Below are 22706 nucleotides of genomic sequence, written 5' to 3'. Positions count from 1 at the left end.
TCGCACCCACTGGACAGAAACCTTCGGAATACGGACGTAAAAAAGCGCCTGTGGACAACTCGATGTCTCGAGTCATCCACAGGCGCTTCAGTATCACTCGAACAAGCACTCAGCGAGCGAGGCGTGCCTCGATACTGGCGCGAATACCGGCAGCATCCAACCCACAGTCACGTAGTAACTCAGCAGGCTTGCCATGCTCAACGAAACTGTCCGACAGCCCCAACAGCAACATGGGCTGTGCCAAGCCTGCATTGAGGTATAGCTCGGCCACACCTGTACCAGCACCACCGGCGATGGCATTTTCTTCGACAGTCACGACCAGATCATGTCCCTCGGCAATATCCAGCAGCGCCTCACGGTCCAACGGCTTTATCGAGCGCAGGTTGAAGTGGGTCGCATTCAGTGCCTCAGCTACCTCGGTAACAGGCATATTCATGCTGCCGATCGCTACAATCGCTACCCGTACGTCAGGATTACCGACGATACGCCGACGATATTCGCCACGCCCGATCGGCAGTGGCTCAAGATCATGCCCCGTTGCCACACCAGGTCCAGTACCACGCGGATAACGTACTGCCGCTGGCCCCGGATATGCTAGCGCCGCACTCAACATCCCACGGCACTCTGCCTCATCCGCGGGTGCCATCAGCACTAGCTCCGGCACACAGCGCAGGAAGGAGAGATCGAGACTGCCGTGGTGAGTCGGGCCGTCTTCACCAACCAGTCCAGCACGATCAATCGCGAAGGTGACATCCAGCTTCTGCACCGCCACGTCATGAATCAGCTGATCGTAGCCACGCTGCAGGAAGGTGGAGTAAATCGCCACGACGGGCTTCATACCTTCACAAGCCATTCCTGCCGCAACCGTCACCGCGTGCTGCTCAGCGATGGCGACATCGTAGTAACGCTCTGGGTATTCCTTCGAGAAGCGCACCAGGTCCGAGCCTTCACGCATCGCTGGCGTCACGCCAATGATACGTGGATCGGCAGCCGCGGCATCGCACAACCAGTTACCGAACACGCTGCAGTACTTCTGCGGTTTCGCAATAGGCGCATCGGTGACGGCAGGCGCTTCCCGGGCGACGTCCAGTGGTGCTTTCTCGAGCTTGGTGATGGCGTGATAACCAATCGGGTCCTGCTCGGCAGGAATGAAGCCTTTGCCCTTGCGGGTGACCACATGCAAGAACTGCGGCCCTTCCAGGTCGCGCATGTTGTGCAGCGTCTGCACCAGCGCAGGCAGGTCATGCCCATCGATGGGGCCGATATAGTTGAAGCCCATCTCTTCAAACAATGTTGCCGGACTAATGAAGCCCTTCATGTGCTCTTCGGTGCGCTTGGCAAACTCAAGCGCGCCTGGCAGATGCGATAGCACCTTCTTGCCGTTGGCTCGCATCTGGGTATACGGCTTACTCGCCAGAATACGTGCCAGATAACTGGCCATCCCACCGACATTCTCCGAGATCGACATCTCATTGTCGTTGAGCACCACCAGAAGATTGGCCTTGACGTGCCCTGCGTGCGCCAGTGCCTCAAATGCCATGCCGGCCGTCAATGCACCATCACCGATAACGGCACAGGCACGCCGTTTCTCGCCTGCAGTGCGGGCGCCCAGCGCCATGCCGAGCGCGGCACTGATTGAGGTACTGGAGTGGCCGACCCCGAAGGTATCGAATTCGCTTTCGGCACGCTTGGGGAAGGCCGATAGGCCACCGTACTGACGCATGCTATGCATGGCCTCACGGCGACCCGTCAGAATCTTGTGCGGATAAGCTTGATGCCCCACATCCCATACCAAACGATCATGCGGCGTTTCCAACGCATGATGGAGCGCTACCGTCAGCTCGACCACACCAAGGCCGGCACCGAAGTGTCCACCCGTGCAGCCAACGCTATAGAGCAGGTAGGCACGCAATTCATCCGCAAGTTGGCGCAGCTGTGCCACGCTCAGCGTTCGCAAGGCCGATGGGGTCTCTACAGCATCAAGCAGTGGCGTCGCGGGGCGCGCCTGAGGTATCTCGTCAAACAGCTTCATAGGCGTCAGGAATCAGTGGTCTCGCTCGATCATGTAGCGCGCCAGCACCGCGAGTGGCGCAGCGGCCTCTCCCAACGGTGCCAGAGCATCCAGGGCCTCGTCCAACAGCTGGCCAGCACGCTCTTGAGCGCCTTCGAGCCCGAGCAGCGAGGGATAGGTCGGCTTGTCACGTGCGGCGTCCGCGCCGGCAGTCTTGCCTAGCGTCGCGGTATCGCCGGTCACATCCAGAATGTCATCCTGAATCTGGAAGGCAAGGCCAATGGCAGCAGCGTAGCGGTCAAGTGCCACCAGACGCGAATCCTGTTCTTGCACTGCGACCAGTCCGCCTAGACGAACAGCTGCGCGGATCAACGCTCCAGTCTTGTAAGCATGCATCCTTGATAGCGCTTCAACTTCGCGGAACTGCCCCACGGCCTCGAGATCCAGCGCCTGACCAGCGACCATGCCGCGACGGCCAGAAGCTTCGGCGAGCGTACGCACCAGCGCAGGCATTCTCACGTGCCCTGAGTCAGCCATCACTTCAAAGGCCAACGTCAGCAAGGCATCACCGGCCAAGATGGCAGTCGCCTCGTCAAAAGCACGATGCACCGTCGGACGACCACGACGAAGATCATCATCGTCCATGGCCGGCAGGTCATCATGGACCAGTGAATACGCATGCACCAGTTCCAATGCAGCGGCAGCGGCATCCAGCGCGGCGCGCCCAGCGATATCCTCGTCACTACCCAGCGCACGGCCCGCTGCGTACAGCAGCACGGGTCGCAGACGCTTGCCACCACCCAATACGCTATACCGCATGGCCTCTTCGAGGCGCTCACTCACGGCGCCACTGACCGGCGTCAGCAGCGTCTCAAGCACAGCCTCGCTGCGTGCCTGTCCTGAACGGATCAGCTCACTCGCCTGCAAATCGGATGACGAGACCTCTGGATTCACTATACCTGACGTCACCAGTCCTTCTCCTCATCTGCATCACCCGACGCGCTGGCCGAGGTTTCAGGTGCGGCGAATGCTGCCGGCACTAGTGCGCCCTCGGGTCCCTCTATCAGCGCCTGCAACCGCAGCTCGGCACTATCGAGACGCTGCTGCGCTTCGCGCGCCAGACGCACCCCGTCCTCGAAAGCGCCAAGCGACGCTTCCAGCGACATGTCGCCAGTTTCGAGCAGCGTCACCAACCCTTCAAGACGGGCAAGGGTGGCGGCGAAATCCTGCGGCGCTTCCTGTTCGGCCATGAGTGCTCTCGCTCATCGGACCGGGCGGGCCCGGTGTGTCTGTGTGAGGTGCCAGTATAACCTGATGGGCTTCGCGACGCTGCCCACTCGGCACTTACGAATAACAGCAAGTAACCCATACCAAACTGCGGCTTTTTCATACCGACCACACGGACATTTCATCCGAAGGCCCCGCTGGCTGTGATATTCTTTGCTCCCCTGTTGACAGCACGCCCGCTGTTTTTCTGGCGTTTCCTCGAGGCGTGACACGCCAGCAGGTCACGAAAAAAGACCAAACGAACAGAAACGCCGGCATGACCGGCGAGAGGGTTGATTCGACAATGGCCAAGACGTCTCTGGACAAGAGCAAGATCAAGATCCTATTGCTCGAGGGTGTCCACCAGTCCGCGGTAGATAACTTCCTGAATGCAGGCTACACCAATATCGAGCTGCTTCAGACCTCGCTTGCCGAGGATGACCTGATCGAGAGAATCCGCGATGTGCACTTCATCGGCATTCGCTCTCGCACCCAGCTCAATGAGCGCGTGATCAACGCTGCCGAAAAGCTGACCGCCATCGGCTGCTTCTGTATCGGCACCAACCAGGTCGATCTGGAAGCTGCACTCAAGCGAGGCATCCCGGTATTCAATGCGCCTTTCTCCAACACCCGCTCCGTTGCTGAGCTGGTACTGGCCGAAGCCATCATGCTGATGCGTGGCGTACCGGAGAAGAGTGCCAAGGCCCATCGTGGCCTGTGGATGAAGACGGCCAAGAACAGCCATGAAGTGCGCGGCAAGACGCTAGGTATCGTTGGCTATGGCAGCATCGGTTCTCAGCTGTCAGTACTCAGCGAATCACTGGGCCTCGATGTCATCTATTACGATGCTGTCACCAAGCTCGGCATGGGTAATGCTCGCCAGGTTGCCAGTATGGAAGAGCTCCTCGCACGCGCTGATATTGTCACACTGCACGTGCCCGAGATCCCCTCTACCAAGTGGATGATGGGCAAGCAGCAGTTCGCGCTGATGAAGCAGAACAGCGTCTTCATCAATGCGGCTCGCGGCTCTACCGTAGTCATTGAAGATCTCGCAGAAGTTCTTGCCAGCGGTAAGCTGCTGGGCGCTGCCATCGACGTCTTCCCGGTCGAACCGAAAGGTAACGGGGAAGAGTTCGTGTCTCCGCTGCGCGAATTCGACAATGTCATCCTGACTCCGCATGTCGGTGGCTCCACCATGGAAGCCCAGGAAAACATCGGCGTCGAAGTGGCTGAGAAACTGGTGACTTACTCCGATAACGGCACCACTGTTGGCTCGGTCAACTTCCCTGAAGTCGCCCTGCCAGCTCATCCGGAAAAACATCGCCTGCTGCACATTCACGACAACGTGCCGGGCGTGCTATCTCGTATCAATCAGGTATTGTCCGACGAAGGCATCAACATCTCTGGCCAGTACCTGCAGACCAATAATACGGTCGGCTATGTGGTCATTGATGTCGACAAGGCATACGGCAAGAAGGCGCTTGAAGCACTGAAAACTGTCGACCATACCTTGCGTATTCGCACACTCTACTCGGAAGCAGATTTCGAGGGTTGATCGTAGCACTATGCGAAAAACTAAAAACGCCGCAGTCATTTGACTGCGGCGTTTTTTTTGACGGAAACAGACTGAAAGAGGCTGCACACATGATGTTTCACGTGGAACATCAATGTCAAAGACTGAATCTTATTACTTTAAAATCAGCTAGTTAAATCAATTTATCTATCTGAAAGCCGTGTGCCACCGACAGCCCAGTTTTCAGCTTCTACTTCCTGAAGGACAACCCATACCGCCTCTTCTCGAACTCCGAGCACGCGCACCGTCTCTCGCGTTAGCGCCTCTACCAGCTCACGCTTCTGCTCTTCGCTTTTTCCACTGATGAATTCTGCACGAATCATTGGCATCGTTTGCCCCCGTAAGAAATGGTCTGTAATTGTGGATTCAATGCTCGCGACGGGATTGTTTCACGTGAAACATTTTGCTTCATCGTAGTGACCCAAGCGCTTCATCAACACTTGCTCACACTCTGATAAAATCTCGCTTCGATACGCATGAAGAAGCGATACAAGCCATTGTTATAAAAGAAATAAGGTAAATCACTCATGCTTTTTCCTACGCGCCTGAATACGTGAATGTTCCACGTGAAACATGCCAATTCAAGCGTAGACCGCATTGCCCAAGAGTACCTGATGAACACGACCTGTCAGAGTCATCCCTAGCAGGGGCGTATTGTGTCCCGCACTCAACAGCGTATCGCTACCTACCGTCCAGCAGCACTGCGGATCAATAATCGCGAGATCACAGCACTCCCCCTCTTGCAGTCTGCCCCCTTCCAGGCCAAAGCGACGCGCGCTAAAAGTCAGTGATTCAATCAATCGAGGCATACTAAGCATGCCTGCATTCACCAGTGCCAAGCCCAGTGGCAACATGGTTTCCAGACTCGTCATGCCCGGTTCGGAAACCGCAAAAGGCGCACACTTGGCTGCTGCCTCGTGAGGCAGATGGTCGCTGACAATGGCATCAATGGTGCCATCGGCAACACCAGCACGTAGCGCATCTCTATCCTTGGCACTCCGCAACGGCGGCTCTAGATGGAAGTTGGCGTTAAAACCTTCTAACTGCTCGTCAGTCCAATGCAGCTGAGCCATCGAGACATCTGCTGTGATATCCAGCCCACGCGCCTTGGCATCACGTATCAATGCTACCGCGCGTGCACTTGAGAGCAGTGAGACATGGGCACGTACGCCGGTCTGCTCAATCAACAGCAACCACTGGGTCAGTGCAATCGTCTCGGCAGACTCAGGAATACCTGCCAGGCCCAGCCGTGAAGCAATAGCTCCTTCATGCGCGCAGCCATGCCCGGCCAGAGTGGCCTCCTGGGCCTGAAACACCACCGTGATATCAAAGGTATGCGCATACTCAAGACAGCGGCGCAGCACACCAAGGTCGCGCACAGGCTTGCGTAGATTGGTCAGGGCGACACAGCCAGCAGACTTGAGTGCTGCCATGTTGGCCAATAGATCACCTTCAAGTCCTTGTGTCAGAGCCCCCAATGGAGCAAGCCTGACGCCAGCTACATCGCGAGCACGGTCGAGTAGTGTCCGTACGTGCGAGGCACTATCGAGTACAGGGCTGGTATCTGGTCTCGGCAGGATAGTGGCATAGCCTCCAGCGAGTGCTGCTGCTGACTCGCTCACCAGACTGCCCTTGTAGCGAGGCCCCGGATCACGCAAATGAGCACCGAGATCGACGAAGGCCGGCGTGATCCACTTGCCGGTGAGGTCTTGCTGCTGCTCAGCAACGAAGCCTAGTGGTGCTGCGCCAATGGCGACCAGGCGGCCGCCCTCAAGATGCAGGTCATGTTGGCCATCACGGCCGCTGCTCGGGTCAATCACCCGGGCATTGATCAGGCTGTGCTTCATGCGCCAGCTCCTCGTGTACGTTCATCCCTGCGCTCAGCACGCGCTTTCATCTGACCCGACACTGCCATCGATAACACCGCCATGCGGACGGCTATGCCATTGGTGACCTGGTCGAGGATCAACGAACGTGGACCATCCGCAACCGCCGATTCAATTTCAACACCGCGATTGATAGGCCCAGGATGCATCACTACCGCCTCTGGATGGGCGTGTGCGAGGCTTTCGCGTGTCAAACCATAGCGACGGTAGTATTCGGACTCAGAGGGCAATAGCGCACCATCCATGCGCTCTTTCTGTAATCGAAGCATGATGACGACATCAACATCCTTGAGCCCTGCCTCAAGCTCGGTAAACACACGACAGCCTAGCGTTTCAATACCCACCGGTAACAGTGTCTGCGGTGCCACCACTCGTACCTCGGCAGCGCCGAGCGTATTGAGTGCCAGAATCTGCGAGCGAGCAACACGTGAGTGCAGGATGTCGCCCACGATCGCCACTCGCAGGTTGGCGAATTCTCCCTTGTGGCGACGAATGGTCAACATGTCGAGCATCGCCTGAGTCGGATGTGCATGACGACCATCCCCTGCATTGATGATCGCCACGTTCGGCGTAATCTGGCTGGCGATGAAATGCGCTGCACCGGAGTCACCGTGGCGCACCACGAAAGCATCCGCCTGCATGGCTTCCAGATTGACCAGCGTATCCATCAATGACTCACCCTTGGCAGCCGAAGAGGTATTGATGTCCAGATTGAGTACATCCGCGGATAGACGCTTGGCCGCGAGCTCGAACGTCGCGCGGGTACGTGTCGAATTCTCAAAGAACAGGTTTGCGACTGTACGCCCACGCAACAGCGGGACCTTCTTGACCTCGGCATCGCCGATACCGCGAAAGTGATCGGCGGTGTCCAGAATTTCGGTCAGGATACTGCGTGGCAAGCCCTCGATATCGAGAAAGTGACGCAGGCGTCCCTGATGATCGAGCTGCACCTGTGCTGGCGAGGCAGCACGTGCCTGGGGACTGGCTTGAGAGAGATCCAACAGATTCATGTAGCGCCCTCCCCAGTATCCACCAGTGTCAGACGAAGGTTCTGCGGACCTTCCAGCTTGATACGCTTACCTGGCGCTAGCGCTAGACTTGCTCCCAGAGCGTCCGGTTGTACCGGTAGCTCACGTCCCGGCAATTCCAGAAGGCAGGCAAGAAGCACGCGACGCGGACGCCCGTAGTCGAAGAGCTCATTGAGTGCGGCGCGTACAGTGCGACCACTCATCAGCACATCGTCGACCAGCAGCAAGTCACGATTCTCGATATCCGGCAGTTGCGACCCCTGCCCCGCATCCGGCAAGCCTTTGTGGCCGAAATCATCACGCCAGAAGCCAATGTCCAATGTCGCCAGCGGAGCTGACAATCCCAATCGCTCGCGCAGTGCCTGTGCGACCCATACGCCCCCGGTATGAATACCCACCGGAATCAGACGCTCACGGTCAATCTCGCGACGCTCGAATAACAACTCGAGCTCTTCCGTCATGGCCTCAAGCAAGGCCTGCACATCGGGCAACGCATCGTACTCGTCACGCACCTCAGGTTCCTGCATGGGTATCGCTTCCTCTTTTCCCTGCCGGGCAGCGGCAGACAGACAAAAAAAACCCGCTTCCTGAAAGGAAACGGGTGAGATATTCAGTAACCGACAAGATTGCTTTCGCCTCGCTGGTTGGCAAACCAGCTCTCGAGAATCACTTGAGCGGCCAATCCGTCGACACCATCATCTCGATAGTTGCCACGGTGGCCTCGCTCACGCGCAAGACTCTTCGCAGCCTTGGTGGAACCACGCTCATCCCACATTTCCAGCGGTTTTCCATAACGGCCATACAGTCGCTTGCCGAACTTGCGGGCGCGACTGCACATCAGGGTCTCGCTACCATCCAATTCCAGCGGCAAGCCGACAACGAACAGGTCAGGCTGCCACTCATCAATCAGGCGGGTGACGACATTCCAGTCGGGGATGCCATCACGCACATGCAAAGGTACCAACGGTGAAGCCGTCCCCAGCATTTCAGTGCCTACCGCGACACCGACACGACGTGTGCCGAAATCAAATGCCAATGCCGTGCGGCTTGTTACCCTTTCAGCCATGCCCAATCTCCCGCGACATCAGACTCATGTCGACACCGAGTTTTCGCGCGGCCGCATCAAGACGTGAGTCACTATCTGCATCAAAGAGGATGCCGCTATCGCCTTCGACGATCAGCCAGCTATTTTCTTTCAATTCATTGGTCAGCTGATCAGGCTCCCAGCCGGCACACCCCAGGCATACCATGAAATCTTCGGGACCCTTGTTGCCCGCAATGGCCTTGAGGATATCCAGCGAAGTGGTCAACGCCAGTTCCTCAGTCACCTGCAGACTGGAGTCCCATTCTTCCGCCTGACCGCGATGCAGAATAAAGCCACGATCTTTATGCACTGGGCCGCCGTAATAGACAACATCGTCGAGGCATTCGCAGCTATCGGCAGTAATTTCCAGCTGTTCGAACAGGCCACGCATGGTCAGCTTGATCGGCTTGTTGACGATCACACCGAGCGTGCCTTTTTCGTCGTGATCACAGAGATAGCTGAGCGAGCCGGAAAAATTATCATCATCGAGATGCGGCATCGCCAGCAGGAAATAGTCTCGCAGACTTTGCATGGTCCTCCCGAGGCGTCAGGGCGCGCCAGAATCGTTACCGGAGCCGAACCGCCAGATGCGAGTGATGGTCAGGCGACTCATCCCCTTGAGGCTCTCATCGAAGGGAGCGTAGGGTGCCGCGCCATACACCGTGTCCAATGCAGCCTGGTCGAGTTCGGCATGTCCTGAAGATTGTAACACTTCCGCGTACTCAAGCTGACCGTTGGGTAGTATGACCGCTCGGATGCGCAATTCACCGCTCAGGTTGGCAGGTGCAGGGTAGTGAAGATTGCCAAATGACTGAACAGTGCCGGTCCAGTCATTGATATAACGAGCTCGTGCTGAGGCCCGCGCGGCCTTGCGTGATGCCAACTCACCCACAACTTCGCGCGTCTGACCGGATGCCTGAGCCCGGGCCAGCACATCGTCCTGCTCGCGGGCCTCCTGTTCACGGTCCGGCGTGTCAGGCAACAACTCCGAGTGCGCCACTTGCTGCGGTGAATCCGTCTGCGTAGTGATCACTTCAGGGATATATTGAGGCAGCACCAGTGATGCCATCGCAGCCTCAGTCACCTCAGGTTGCGGTGCTTCCGCAGGCACGGACGCAGCCTCACCCTGTTGTGGTGGCACAGGCGTCTTCGGCCCGGCATGGGCTATCGCCTCACGACCACTACCACTGGCCTGCTGAGCTTGCTCGGCGATCACATCGCTCTTGACTGCGGCGCTAGTGGCCTCGCTCACCAACGTGACATCCAACATGACGGGCGGTGGTAGCGGCTGGGCTTGTGGCGGTATCAACAATCCACTCTCCAGTAGCCACCAGCCAACTCCCACATGGATGGCCAGTGCTGCACCCCAGGCCACGACACGACGATGCACGCGCGTCACCGGCACATAGGTGATCGGGTCGGTGACGCCATGAAGCGGCTCCCACCATCCGCCGGGTGCTGCCATGCCCTGTACTCCCTGTCAGCGAATCAACTTGCAGCGATCCTCGGCATCCCTGCCGATCACTGCTAACTCTCCATGCCATACCATGGCAGCTCAGCGGCAATCAGCTACGCGTGTCCAGGCGTGTCTCGATGGCATCCATCAGCAGGCCCGCAATGTCCGTGCCGCGCTGATGATCAATCTCGCGCACACAGGTCGGGCTGGTGACGTTGATCTCGGTGATGTAATCACCGATCACATCCAGTCCGACAAACATCAACCCTAGCGACTTCACCACTGGCTTGACCTGCTCCACCAACCAATAATCACGCGCCGTCAGCTCACGCGACTCACCGCGGCCGCCTGCGGCCAGATTGCCGCGAGTCTCGCCCGCACTGGGAATCCGCGCCAGACCGAAGGGGACGGGTTCGCCGTCAATCAGCAGGATGCGTGTATCGCCGGCACTGATTTCCGGCACATAGCGCTGAGCCATGATCTGACGCTTGCCGCGCAGCGTCAGCTGCTCGATCACTGACCCGAGATTCCGGCCGTCTTCAGCGACGTGGAAGATACCGCTGCCACCCATACCATCCAGTGGCTTGAAAATGACGTTGCCATGCTCGGCATGGAAGGCACGCAGCACCTTGTCGTTGGCCGACACCGTCGTCGGTGGAATGCACTCCGGGAACTGCTGCGCGAACAGCTTCTCGTTGCACATCAGTAACGCAGCCGTCGGGTTGACCACCAGTACACCTTCACGCTCTGCAAAGCCCAGCAGATGGACAGCATTCAAGAAGTGTTCGTCGACGGGCGGATCCTTGCGCATCAGGATCACGTCCAGCTCCGCCAGCGGGGTCGCAACGACGTCGCCCAGGCGATAGAAGGCATCGGGGTCATGGAAGACTTCCAGGTCACGCATCCGCCCCATGGCTCGGCCATTCTCGAGATAGAGATCTTCCTGCTCGAGGTAGTGAAGCGACCAGCCACGCTGAGTGGCGGCCCACATCATGGCGAGAGTGGTGTCCTTCTTGTAGGTAACGGTGGACATCGGGTCCATGACCACACCGATCTTGAGCTTACGAGCTGTCATCGAGGCAACCTTATGACGACACTGCCGACATCCATCCGCCGACAGTGATGAAAACGGGAGTCTTGCACCACCTCACGAACATCGGAACGAGGCGGTAGAAGCGATATGACAAGTATGCAGCAGCACTTCGTTGCTCACCACTGGCGAGAAGGGCAATGACATCTCACGCTGTGTTGCCGGGATATCAACAATCCATCCCTTGCCGCTCTCTGCAGGAGAAAGCCAGCTTCTAACGCGGCAGATCGCCAAAGCGCTGCTGCAACAAGGTAAGCGCAACGACAGGCGCTGTCTCGGTACGCAGGATACGCGGCCCCAGCCCCAACACCTGACACCCTGCCGTAGCCGCTTCCGCTACCTCGTCTGCCGTAAAGCCGCCCTCCGGGCCGATCAACAGACTGGCTTGGGTGACTCCCCCTGCAGTCTCGGCTGCATCAAGCGCTTCTGCCCCGCCCGGTTGCAAGATCAACTTGAGTGACTCATCTCGCACGGACAACCACTCCGTCATCGAGATGGGGGGGTGCACGACCGGCACGACGCTGCGCCCGCACTGCTCGCAGGCACTCGCCGCGACTCCTTGCCAGTGCGCCAGCTTCTTGTCGGCGCGCTCCCCCTTGAGCTTTACATCACCACGCGCGGTGTACAGCGGTGTTATTGCTGCCACACCCAGCTCGCAGGCCTTCTGAATTGCATAATCCATGCGATCGCCCTTGGAGATCGCCTGACCGAGATGCACCGCCAGCGGTGACTCCCGATCGTTGGGCACGGTCTCGACGACCCGCACGCTCACTCCCTTGCGCGTGACTTCCTCCAGCGTTACCCGTATTTCCTGCCCCTGGCCATCAAACAACTGCGCTTCACTGCCTACCTTGGCACGTAATACTAGCCCGAGATGGCGCGCAGGCCCTTCAGGGAGCGCAAAGGAAGCACCAGCGCTGACATTGAGGTCGAGTTCAGGGCAATGCAGACGAATGGCCATGGGCAAAGTCTCGTGGCAGTCAGGGGCGAGGGAAGCACGCCAATAAAAAGAGAGATGGGGAACACAGGCCGGCATTGTGGCCAAAAACGCAGCGACGGGCCACTGGGGCCCGTCGCTGGAAGTACTATCTACCGCCGTACTCACATGATCAGTGAGCGGTAGCCTCGGCACCCTGCTGCTGCGCTTCACGCTGCTTGCGCTGCGCGTACATGGCTTCGAAGTTGACCGGCGCCAGCATCAGCGGAGGGAAGCTGCCACGGTTGACCAGGTTGTCGATGGCTTCACGAGCATACGGGAACAGCACATTAGGGCAGAAGGCACCCAAGGTATGATCCAGCTGCTCAGCAGACAGGCCTGCAATGCGGAACAGACCAGCTTGCTCGACTTCCGCCAGAAACGCGGTGGTCTGGTCTTCGCCGTTGGTGACCTGTGCCGTGACCTTGATGGACACTTCGAACAGCTCTTCGCCGACCTGCTTATGTTCGGTATCCAGCTCCAGGCCCACTTTCGGCTGGAACGGCTGGGAGAAGACTGCCGGTGAATTCGGTGCTTCGAAGGACACGTCCTTCACGTAGATGCGCTGCAGAGCAAACTGGAGCTGATCCTGAGCCGGTTGATCGCCCGCTGCAGCCTGTGCGTTCTGTTCTTCAGCCATGAGACATATCCTTGAATTTTCGGAGAATTATTTTTGACTGCACGCCTGCTTCCAGCAGACCTGCAGGCTCGCCGGGGTACTCGAACCAGTGTACTTAGCGAGTCACGACCGGCAGGCTATCGGCTTGCCACTGGCCCATGCCGCCCTTGAGCTTGACGGCTTGCTTGAAGCCGTCCTTCTCAAGACGCGCCACCAGCGGGCCAGCCGTCTGGCCATGCTTGCAGACAACGATCACCGGACGCTCCTTGTACTTGTCCAGCGGCGTGGTCGCGCTGGTCAGTTGAGCACTGGGAACGTTGACGGCACCGGCAATGTGACCGGCCTTGAATTCCTTGCTGTCGCGGATGTCGATGAAGACACCCTCTTCGCGATTGACCAGTCGCGTGGCCTCGCTGACGCTGACACCGTGATTGCCACGCATGGTCTCCATGACAATAAGGGCGACCAGCAAGGCGACAAAGGCGCCGACCAGCAAAGGATGATTCTGCGCGAACTGAAGCAGCTGTTCGATCATGAGACGGGCTAACTCCGCTGTGACGTGCATGCCAGCGCGTACGCGGCAAAGGAAATAGACCGCTACCTGAGGTAACGGAGCCAGCATTATACATGACAGGCCCAGTCGTGAATGCCCGCAGGATGGCATCTAAAAGGCGTATCTACGCGACACTTCAAAGATGGCTGGATACCTTTATCCCAGCATGCGCAATGATAGTGCTATCCAATCCCTCCGATACACTACCAGCACTTGCACTTGGCCCCTCCCCACCTCTCTAATAGGGGGCAGTACGAGCAGGTAGTTTTATCACCACATGACTCATCAGTAGACGATTGATCGCGAGATGGTTGGCCAATCGATGAATCATGGCTAAAGAATGGCCGTACGACATGACACCTCCGTGATCTATCGTCGGCAATGTCATTCTGGCCCCTGCTCCCCCAAGATTCATTCGTCATTACAGCGAGGAAGTCATGGCAGCTCAAGCACAAGGTCCCCGTCCCGTCGCCCTTATCATCCTGGATGGCTATGGCCACAGCGAGGAAGTGAAGGACAACGCCATTCTTGCCGCCAATACGCCGGTGATGGACCGCCTGCGTCGCGACTATCCCAGCGAGCTGATCCACACCGACGGTAGCTTCGTCGGCCTGCCGGATGGCCAGATGGGAAATTCAGAAGTGGGTCACATGAATCTCGGTGCCGGCCGCATCGTGTATCAGGACTTCACGCGCATCACCAAGGCAGTCCGCGAGAATGCGCTGAAGGACAATGCCGTACTGACTGCGCCCATCGATGCCGCCATCGAAGCCGGCCATGCCGTGCACCTGATCGGCCTGCTGTCGCCAGGTGGCGTGCACGCCCACGAAGACCACATCCTCGCCATGGCCGACATGGCCGCCGAGCGTGGCGCGCGTCGCATCTACATTCATGCCATCACCGATGGCCGTGATACCGCCCCCAAGAGTGCCGAAGCCTCCATCGCTCGCGCTGACGAGCACCTCGCTGGCCTGGGCCTGGAAGACGGTCGCGTCGCGACACTGATCGGACGCTACTTCGCGCTGGATCGCGACAACCGCTGGGACCGCGTCGAACAGGCCTATCGCCTGATCGCCGAAGGCCAGGGTCAGCATGAGGCTACCACTGGTGTCGAAGGCCTGGCTGCTGCCTACGAGCGCGACGAGACCGATGAATTCGTCACCGCCACGCGTATCGGGGATTCCGTCGCCATGCAGGATGGCGATGCCGCCATCTTCATGAATTTCCGTGCTGACCGTGCCCGTGAGCTGACACGTGCCTTCGTCGAACCAGAGTTTGCAGGCTTCGAGCGCACGCCGTCCAAGCTGGCTCATGAAGGCCTGGTGATGCTGACGCGTTACGCTGCCGACATTCCAGCACCCTCAGCTTTCCCGCCGTCTGATCTCCACAACACCCTCGGTGAGGTAGTCTCGGACCGCGGTCTGACGCAGCTGCGTATCGCCGAAACCGAGAAGTACGCTCACGTCACCTTCTTCTTCTCGGGTGGCCGTGAAGATGAGTTCCCGGGTGAAACGCGCATTCTCGTACCCTCTCCTCAAGAGGTGAAAACCTACGACGAGAAACCGGAAATGAGCGCCGAAGAGGTCACCGACAAGCTGGTGGAGGCCATCGAGTCTGGCACCTTTGACCTGATCGTCTGCAACTACGCCAACGGCGATATGGTCGGTCACACCGGTAAATTCGATGCCGCCGTCAAGGCTGTCGAGTTCCTGGATATCTGCGTAGGCCGTGTCGTGGAAGCGCTGGAGAAGGTGGGAGGCGAATGCCTGATCACTGCTGATCACGGTAATGCTGAACAGATGGTGCATCCGGAAACGGGCAACCCGCAGACGGCGCACACGACCTTTGAAGTGCCGCTGATCTACATCACCCAACGCGATGCCAGTCTGGCTGCCGAAGGGCGCCTGTGTGACCTCGCCCCGACGCTGCTCACCATGATGGGGCAATCTGTCCCTGAAGACATGGACGGCAATGTACTGGTCGATTATGCCAGTGCCTGATAGCGCCTTGCATGGCGCGCCAAACAGCGCGTCACGCGCCTTGCCCTGCTCGCGCCATACGTCCGAGCAGGGCAGTCGCTCCCGAATATTCAAACGCCGGAGCCACGTCTCCGGCGTTGTGTTGTCTGCCTGTCTGCTTGTGCTGGCACCGCTACCCGTGGCCAACGCACTGGCCGCTGATGATAGCACTACACTGACTCAGCAAAAGCAGACCTCTCAGGCAGACTTGAAACGCCTCAAAGGCGAAATAACAGCCATGCAGGGCGAGCTGAAAGCCACTGCAGCGCGACGCAGCGACACGCGCAATGGTTTGGAGAAAATCGAGCGTCAACTCAATGACACTCGCCAGCAGACCGGCAAGCTCGAAGACGAGCGCGACGATATCAAGCAGCAACTGGTCTCGCTCACCCAGCAGCGCGAAACCCTGAGTCGGCAGCAAACGGCTCAGAAGGCGGCCGTCGCGGAAGAGATGGCAGCACTTTATCGCCTTGGGCGTCAGCCAGAGTTGAAGCTGCTGCTCAATCAGGACGATCCGGCACGCCTCGAGCGTTTGCAGGTCTATCTGAATCACTTGAGCGCTTCACGTCGTCAAGCGCTGGAACGACTGGCACAGCTAAATGACTCGCTCGCGAAGACGCGCAGCGAACTTATTGCCCGTCAGACACGTCTCACGGATGTACAGCAAGGGCTTGAGCGCCAGGCAAAGACCCTGATTGCCCAGCAGAACGAGCGCGCAGCGCTATTGCGGACACTGGACGCGCGTTACGCCAGTCACGAAGCCAGAATTGCGGAACTGGATCAAGATCGCGCGCATGCCAATCAGATGATCCAGACGCTCGAGAAGCGCCTGAAGACGATCAGGAGTGCGCCGCCGCCCAAGACGCGTATTACGCGCGCCATGGGCAAGATGGAGTGGCCAGCACCGGGGAAAGTCATCTCGGCTTACGGTGGCGGTGAAGGCGTCAATCGTGACGGGGTGCTGATTCAGGCCACCCAGGGGACAGCAGTGACGGCGCCACATGCCGGTCGCGTGGTATTTGCCGACTGGATGCGTGGCTACGGCAATCTGCTGATCATCGATCACGGCGACAACGTGCTGACCCTCTACGCACACTTGGCCAGCTTCAGCGTGGGCCCGGGAGATAGCCTGTCGCGTGGCCAGCAACTGGGTAGTGTCGGCAGTAGTGGTGGCCGCGATGGCTCGGCACTCTATTTTGAAGTGCGTCGTGCCGGGCAGCCCGTCAATCCTCAGCGCTGGCTCTCCAGTCGTTGACATGATGAACGGGGCTGATGAGCCCATTGTTACGCTAGTCGCCAAGCACACAGGCACGCTATGCTCGCAGTTAGCCTATCACTACGGGCACCTTGCTCTATCTCACCTTCTGGCGCGCCTCCCAGTCTGTCATCACTCCAGGCCCGCCAACGCGCTCCAGTATCCGTCGAGAAGGAAATCGCATGTCTGCATCGTCGCTACTCCGCCCTGCCCCGCGTCGCCTGCGTCAACTGGCGGCCGGCGTGCCTCTGAGCCTTGCCCTGCTGGGCGGCGGACTGCCGGCCATGGCAGAAGAGGCGCCACGTGAGATAGCCCCGACTCAAGCCGAAGGCCTGCCACTGGATGAGCTACGCACCTTTGCCGAAGTGTTCGAGCGCATCAAGCGCACTTACGTCGATGAGGTCGACGACCGTACGCTATTGAAAAATGCCATGCGCGGCATGCTGGAGGGGCTGGATCCGCATTCCGCCTATCTGGACCAGCAGGACTGGCAGGATTTACGCGAGAATACTGACGGTGAATTCGGTGGTATCGGAATCGAAGTCGGGATGGAGGATGACGGTCAGCTGACGATCATCGCACCGATTGACGACACTCCCGCCTCACGGGCCGGCATATTGCCACGTGATGTCATTCTCAAGATCGACAATACACCACTGGACGGCCTGTCGATGACCGAGGCCGTGAAACTGATGCGCGGCGATATCGGCTCACGCATTCGCCTGCTGATTCTTTCCGAAGGGGCCGACATGCCACATGAGGTGGTACTGGAGCGCGCCATCATCAAAAGCAGCAGTGTTAACCAGCGCCTGCTGGACCCCGGTTATGGCTACCTACGCATCAGTCAGTTCCAGAGCGCCACGGGCGATGAAGCCCGCAGTGCACTGGCACAGCTACGCAAGGATAACGATGCAGTTCCGCTCAAGGGGCTGGTGCTGGATTTACGCAACAACCCGGGAGGCTTGTTGTCAGCAGCGGTGGAAATCAGTGACCTGTTCCTGTCCAGCGGCCGTATCGTCTATACCCAAGGCCGCCTGCCTGACAGCGAGCTATCTTTCTCTGCCAAGACCGATACACCGGCAGGCAATATACCGCTGGTCGTACTGATCAATGGCGGTACTGCCTCGGCGGCAGAGATTGTCTCCGGCGCTCTGCAAGACCAGCATCGCGGCATCATCATGGGCACCGATAGCTTCGGCAAGGGCTCGGTCCAGACCGTCATGCCGCTGGGCAACGGTGATGGTCTCAAGCTGACCACTGCGCTTTACTTCACGCCCAGCGGCCGCTCCATTCAGGCCGAAGGTATCCGACCGGATGTCGAGGTCGTGCGCGGACGACTGGAGCGCGATACGCGCCGTGATTTCAGCGTGCGAGAAGCTGATCTCGACGGTCGTCTCGATAATGCCAATGCCGTAAAACAAGCTGCGCAGAGCAAAGCACCCGATAGCCCAGTAGTCGCCGAAAGCGACTATCAGCTAGGCGAAGCACTCAATCTGCTCAAGGGCATGAACGTGCTGGGCCGAAGTGCAGCGCTCAAGGCAGTGGTACCCAATCAGTAAGTGCATGAGTTTCAGCTGTCTCCAGCATAGCTTGCCATGCTGAGCAGCCATAACGAAACGGCCCCGACAATTGTCGGGGCCGTTTCGTTACAGAAGAAAAATGTCATCACACTGCCCGCACACGGCACGCACATGAATGGTAAGTGAGCACTCACAACCCTCAAGACTTGCAGCTGTCAGGAAGTTCGCCACGCTCTCCCATCGCCTGACGCATCAATATCCGCTTCAGCTCGGCGCGGCCATCGACCCACCCCAGCCCCAGATTACGGATCAAACGCACGCCCGGTTGACGACTGCCAAACAGTAACCGAAAACCATCCATCAACTTCAGCATCAGCGCATTGTCACTACGCCGACGGCGGCTATAGCGCTTGAGCCAGCGCTCATCTCCCAATGCCACACCGCGCCGATGGCCGGCCACCAGCTCCTCCGCCAGCACCGCAGCATCCATGAGCCCAAGATTGACACCCTGGCCGGCCAACGGATGAATGGCATGTGCGGCGTCTCCAACCAGCGCCAACCCCGGCAGCACATAGTCTTCAGCATGACGCTGATGGAGCGGAAAGCTGAAACGCTCAGCCGCCCACTCCACCTCGCCCAGCTGATTCTCAACCGCCGCCCGTAGCTCGGCACAGAAGCCTTGATCAGGTAGCGCTTGTAGGCGGCCAGCCTCCTCTGGAGTGGTTGACCATACGATGGAGCAATAGCGCTGCGCGGCAGATGCCTGGCCTGCAGGCTGCGCCAATTCTTCATTCACGGCCAATGGCAGGAAAGCCAACGGACCCATCGGCAAGAAGCGCTGACGCGCGACCGCCTGGTGCGGTAGCGCAGTGCGCACTGTCGTCACAAGCGCGACCTGACCAGTATCGTGTTCTCGCGTGGCGATACCCGCAAGCTCACGCAGCCCTGAGCGCGCACCATCTGCCGCCACCACTAGCGCGGCACTGACGCATTCACCATCGCTCAGCGTCAGACTGACAGCTTCAGCCCCCTCAAGTTGGTAAGCATTCACTCTCGACATTGCTCCCGAGCGCGGTAATTCCAAACCACTGACTCGGACGCCGTAGCGACGCGTAATGGTGGGGCAACCCTCAATCGCTTGCTCCAGCGCAGCCAAAGTGACGCGATTCTCAGCGATATGCCCCAGTAGCGGCACACCGCTTTCGTCGGCACTGAAACGAATCTCGCCATTCCCTTCAGCATCCCAGACCTGCATGCCGGTGTAAGGCATCAACCGACTAGCGGCCACGGTCGGCCAAACACCGAGCCCTGTCAAAAGCTGCTGCGAGACCGGTGTCAGCGCACTGACCCGCGGTTCAGGTGCCGAGTCAGCTTGCCAGCTGGCGGGAGATTCACGACCTTCGATCAGCATGACACGCAGACCCGCCTGCCCCAGCAGCAATGCTAACGTGGCACCGACGATACCGGCACCGACAATGGCGACATCTGCATCTCGCGCTGGACCCGCTATCCGATTGTCCTTCATGCTTGTTTCCTCGTGGAATAACCGCGTTCCGCGCTGACGTGACGTTCGCCATCAACAGCATTGACAGTGATCACTCACTATCGCTACTCCGCTTTAATGGCATGGCAATATCGTCGTCTTAACGCTCAACACCCATCGAGCGCCTGGCCAACAATCGCTTGAGAGGTGAGATTAGATTAAGCCCGATGAGACCCGCTGCGCGTGCATGCCCCAGCCAGTGACTATCAACGCCAAACAGGCGGATCAAGCCATCACTGAACAGCACCACGTTATCGCGGTCGTCACTGCGTCGTGTCTCGAAGTCGCCCAGCACACTACTGGCCCCGGCGACTTCACCGCGCGCCTGGCCGGCCTCGATCGCGGCGACCAGATCCGTCACACCGCGTAGAGCCAGATTGAAGCCCTGCCCCGCCACCGGGTGGAGCGAATGCGCAGCATTGCCGAGTACCGCCAAGCCTGGACGAGTGCCTTCACTGGCGCGTACCAGTGACAGCGGATACGCATGGCGCTGACCGACACAGCGAAAACGCCCAGCACGCTCACCGAAGGCACGTTGCAACGCATGCAGAAAATCGCTGTCCGGTAGCGACATCAAGGTGTCGGTATTCTCAGGAGAACGCGTCCAGACCAGCTCCATGCGTCGCCCCGCCAATGGCAGCAACGCCATGGGACCATCGCTGGTAAAACGCTCATACGCCACACCCTGATGCGGCTGACTCATCTCTACCGTGGTGATCAGTGCATGCTGTCCATAGGGCTGCGCTTCGCTATGGATGCCAAGGCGCTCCTTGAGGCCTGAGCGGCCACCATCGGCGAGCACCGTCAATCCAGCATCAAGCAAACGGCCATCGTCGAGCGTCAACTGATGCCCGTTGGCAGTAACGGCTATCTCCGAAACCCGCGCGGGGCAGTACCAGACCAATGGCAATTCAGCTAAACGACGATGCAGCACCTGACCCATCCAGGCATTCGGGATGACATGACCCAGCGCCGGCATGCCAAGCTCTTCAGCGCGCATGCGAGTCGCTCCAAGATGCCCGCGCTCACTGACATGGATGGTGCGAATAGGCGTGGCATGTTCCTGCATGCTTTCCCACAGCCCAAAGGCGGTGAAGCGCTGTCGCGAGCCAGCAGCAATCGCGCTGGCTCGCGCATCAAAGCTGGGCTGAAATCGTGTCATGTCTGCGGCAGACGGCAGCTCATTTGCCTCCACCACCGCTACGCGCAGCGGTGCGCGATCTGAGCCCCCCTTAGAATGACACTCCATGAGGGGGGCCAATGCACAGGCCAGGCTCGCGCCGACCAGGCCTCCGCCAATGATCACGATGTCGAAGTGTTCTGCCTGCTGCCCAGCACCGACAGCGATATCAGCCGGATGACCTGCCTCGCGCTCGCTCATTGCATCAGGCTCCTTCGCGCATCAAGGCCTCAATGGCCGCAACGGATTTGGGTACACCATGACTCAGCACCTCGTGACCCTCGGCCGTCACCACCACATCGTCCTCGATACGAATGCCAATTCCGCGATACTCGAGGGGAATATCTGCCTCGTCGGGAATATAAAGGCCCGGCTCAATCGTCAACACCATGCCCGGGATCAGCGGACGCGGCTCGCCATTCTCGCGGTAGCTGCCCACATCATGCACATCCAGCCCCAGCCAATGGGAGGTGGAATGCAGGTAAAAGCGGCGATAGGCCTCATCACTGATCAGTCCCTCGACATCACCCGCCAGTAGTCCCAGCTCGATCAACCCCATCGTCAGGTCATGGACTACCTGTTGATGGATACCCACTAGTGTCGCGCCCGGGACTACCGCGGCGACGGCCCGCTCTTGTGCGTGAAGCACGACTTCGTAGAGGAGACGCTGCGGTTCACTGAAACGACCATTTACCGGGAAGGTACGCGTGATATCGCCGGCATATAGCGCGAACTCGGCACCCGCATCAATCAGCACCAGCTCACCGTCCATCAGTGGTGCGCGGTTCTCGATGTAATGCAGTACGCACGCATTCACCCCTCCACCGACAATGCTGGTATAGGCCGGCGCGGGAGCGCCCTGCCACTGGAATTCATGCTCGATGTCGGCTTGCAGATGGTATTCGTGAAGACCCGCACGGCTACTCTGCATGGCCCGTACATGAGCACGTGCCGAGATCTCGGCGGCATGACGCATCAGGGCGATTTCACGCGCGTCCTTGATCAAGCGCTGCTCATGCAGCAACGGTGCGAGATCCTCAAACGCACGCGGCGGACGCGCCCCGCGACGCACGCCGGCGGCCAGCTCTTCGCGCAGCGACTGCGCCAGTACTAGCGCTTCATCATCTTCAAAGAGCACGTAAAGACGCTCACGACCGTCCAATAGCCCTGCCAGCACTTCATCACGCGCATCATTGGTGAAGGCTTGATCGAAGCCAGCATCAGCGACTGCGCCCTCTGCACCGATACGAATGCCCGTCCAGGCCTCTGCCAGCGGATCTTTTTCCTGACAGAACAACACACTTTCACCCTCAGCACGGCCAGGCAGCAGCAGTAGCACTGCTTCAGGTTCAGGCCAGCCGCTCAGATAGTGAAAGTCACTGTTCTGGCGAAAAGCGAATTCGCTGTCGCGGTTGCGCTGAGCAAGACCAGACGATAACACCATCGCGGCCGCACCTTGCGGGAGCTGTGCTATCAGGCGCTGACGGCGGGCGTGAAAGTCCTCCGCCGTCAGCGCGGCAGGGGCGGTCAGGATGGCAGGGGCAGTCATGGCAATCTCCGTCGAGAACCCGCCGGGCGTGGCCCAGTCGAGTCACATAATGGCAAGATATCAATAGATGGGGTCAGCGGTCCCGTAAAGCCAGACCGC

The 22706-nt window shown here is 59.0% G+C and carries 21 protein-coding genes; 4 read left to right on the top strand and 17 right to left on the bottom strand.

Features of this window, described 5'->3' with window-relative positions; translation table 11 throughout:
- Window positions 1-109 precede the first annotated feature (109 nt).
- From dxs to xseB, 3 genes are all read right to left on the bottom strand, one after another.
- On the bottom strand, window positions 110-2032 hold the full coding sequence (gene dxs / locus GQR90_RS00245; RefSeq protein WP_158772400.1) for a 1-deoxy-D-xylulose-5-phosphate synthase: 1923 nt from the start codon (window positions 2030-2032) through the stop codon (window positions 110-112).
- A 12-nt stretch (window positions 2033-2044) separates the two neighbouring features.
- A complete protein-coding gene (locus GQR90_RS00240; RefSeq protein WP_233266500.1) occupies window positions 2045-2890 on the bottom strand; it encodes a farnesyl diphosphate synthase in 846 nt (281 codons plus the stop codon).
- Window positions 2891-2976: 86 nt separating this feature from the next.
- Window positions 2977-3261: an exodeoxyribonuclease VII small subunit gene (gene xseB / locus GQR90_RS00235; protein WP_158772399.1), complete on the bottom strand. Its 285-nt coding sequence runs from the start codon at window positions 3259-3261 to the stop codon at window positions 2977-2979.
- Window positions 3262-3581: 320 nt separating this feature from the next.
- Here xseB and serA point away from each other — a divergent pair, with 320 nt between their 5' ends.
- On the top strand, window positions 3582-4832 hold the full coding sequence (gene serA / locus GQR90_RS00230) for a phosphoglycerate dehydrogenase (protein WP_158772398.1): 1251 nt from the start codon (window positions 3582-3584) through the stop codon (window positions 4830-4832).
- A gap of 161 nt (window positions 4833-4993) precedes the next feature.
- Here the strand turns inward: serA and GQR90_RS00225 are convergent, their stop codons facing one another.
- From GQR90_RS00225 to GQR90_RS00175, 11 genes are all read right to left on the bottom strand, one after another.
- Complete coding sequence (locus GQR90_RS00225) at window positions 4994-5209, bottom strand: tautomerase family protein (protein WP_267902050.1); 216 nt, start codon at window positions 5207-5209, stop codon at window positions 4994-4996.
- 222 nt (window positions 5210-5431) lie between these two features.
- Entirely contained in the window at window positions 5432-6697 is a 1266-nt protein-coding gene (locus GQR90_RS00220; RefSeq protein ID WP_158772396.1) for a dihydroorotase, read from the bottom strand.
- Window positions 6694-7746, bottom strand: coding sequence for an aspartate carbamoyltransferase catalytic subunit (locus GQR90_RS00215; RefSeq protein WP_158772395.1), 1053 nt, complete (start codon window positions 7744-7746; stop codon window positions 6694-6696). Before GQR90_RS00215 ends, GQR90_RS00220 begins: the two co-directional genes overlap by 4 nt.
- A complete protein-coding gene (gene pyrR / locus GQR90_RS00210; protein ID WP_158772394.1) occupies window positions 7743-8291 on the bottom strand; it encodes a bifunctional pyr operon transcriptional regulator/uracil phosphoribosyltransferase PyrR in 549 nt (182 codons plus the stop codon). The genes GQR90_RS00215 and pyrR overlap by 4 nt, the downstream gene beginning before the upstream one ends.
- Before the next feature lie 83 nt (window positions 8292-8374).
- Entirely contained in the window at window positions 8375-8830 is a 456-nt protein-coding gene (gene ruvX / locus GQR90_RS00205) for a Holliday junction resolvase RuvX (protein WP_158772393.1), read from the bottom strand.
- Entirely contained in the window at window positions 8823-9380 is a 558-nt protein-coding gene (locus GQR90_RS00200; protein WP_158772392.1) for a YqgE/AlgH family protein, read from the bottom strand. Before GQR90_RS00200 ends, ruvX begins: the two co-directional genes overlap by 8 nt.
- Before the next feature lie 15 nt (window positions 9381-9395).
- Window positions 9396-10313 carry a TonB family protein gene (locus GQR90_RS00195; protein ID WP_158772391.1) on the bottom strand — a complete coding sequence of 306 codons (918 nt, stop codon included), beginning with the start codon at window positions 10311-10313 and terminating at the stop codon, window positions 9396-9398.
- A gap of 100 nt (window positions 10314-10413) precedes the next feature.
- The gene (gene gshB, locus GQR90_RS00190; protein WP_158772390.1) at window positions 10414-11379 is read right to left on the bottom strand and encodes a glutathione synthase; all 966 of its coding nucleotides are present in this window, start codon (window positions 11377-11379) and stop codon (window positions 10414-10416) included.
- A 229-nt stretch (window positions 11380-11608) separates the two neighbouring features.
- Window positions 11609-12355, bottom strand: coding sequence for a 16S rRNA (uracil(1498)-N(3))-methyltransferase (locus GQR90_RS00185; protein WP_158772389.1), 747 nt, complete (start codon window positions 12353-12355; stop codon window positions 11609-11611).
- Window positions 12356-12503: 148 nt separating this feature from the next.
- A complete protein-coding gene (secB, locus tag GQR90_RS00180; protein ID WP_158772388.1) occupies window positions 12504-13010 on the bottom strand; it encodes a protein-export chaperone SecB in 507 nt (168 codons plus the stop codon).
- 94 nt (window positions 13011-13104) lie between these two features.
- Window positions 13105-13524 carry a rhodanese-like domain-containing protein gene (locus GQR90_RS00175; protein WP_024951534.1) on the bottom strand — a complete coding sequence of 140 codons (420 nt, stop codon included), beginning with the start codon at window positions 13522-13524 and terminating at the stop codon, window positions 13105-13107.
- A 455-nt stretch (window positions 13525-13979) separates the two neighbouring features.
- Between GQR90_RS00175 and gpmI the strand changes: the two genes are divergently transcribed.
- The 3 genes from gpmI (at window position 13980) to GQR90_RS00160 (ending at window position 18374) form a co-directional block, all read left to right on the top strand.
- Window positions 13980-15542, top strand: coding sequence for a 2,3-bisphosphoglycerate-independent phosphoglycerate mutase (gpmI, locus tag GQR90_RS00170; RefSeq protein WP_158772387.1), 1563 nt, complete (start codon window positions 13980-13982; stop codon window positions 15540-15542).
- Window positions 15514-16815: a murein hydrolase activator EnvC family protein gene (locus GQR90_RS00165; RefSeq protein WP_158772386.1), complete on the top strand. Its 1302-nt coding sequence runs from the start codon at window positions 15514-15516 to the stop codon at window positions 16813-16815. The genes gpmI and GQR90_RS00165 overlap by 29 nt, the downstream gene beginning before the upstream one ends.
- Window positions 16816-16997: 182 nt before the next feature.
- Entirely contained in the window at window positions 16998-18374 is a 1377-nt protein-coding gene (locus tag GQR90_RS00160; RefSeq protein WP_158772385.1) for a S41 family peptidase, read from the top strand.
- Between the two features lie 160 nt (window positions 18375-18534).
- On the opposite strand, the gene GQR90_RS00155 is transcribed toward GQR90_RS00160, so the two are convergent.
- From GQR90_RS00155 to pepP, 3 genes are all read right to left on the bottom strand, one after another.
- A complete protein-coding gene (locus tag GQR90_RS00155) occupies window positions 18535-19860 on the bottom strand; it encodes a UbiH/UbiF/VisC/COQ6 family ubiquinone biosynthesis hydroxylase (protein ID WP_158772384.1) in 1326 nt (441 codons plus the stop codon).
- Window positions 19861-19978: 118 nt separating this feature from the next.
- A complete protein-coding gene (gene ubiH / locus GQR90_RS00150) occupies window positions 19979-21259 on the bottom strand; it encodes a 2-octaprenyl-6-methoxyphenyl hydroxylase (RefSeq protein ID WP_158772383.1) in 1281 nt (426 codons plus the stop codon).
- 4 nt (window positions 21260-21263) lie between these two features.
- Window positions 21264-22607, bottom strand: coding sequence for a Xaa-Pro aminopeptidase (gene pepP / locus GQR90_RS00145; protein WP_158772382.1), 1344 nt, complete (start codon window positions 22605-22607; stop codon window positions 21264-21266).
- Window positions 22608-22706 lie beyond the last annotated feature (99 nt).

It is taken from the genome of Cobetia sp. L2A1 (assembly GCF_009796845.1).
GTDB lineage: Bacteria > Pseudomonadota > Gammaproteobacteria > Pseudomonadales > Halomonadaceae > Cobetia.
Note: the sequence above shows the minus strand (reverse complement) of the source record. Positions and strands in the feature narration are given on the sequence as shown.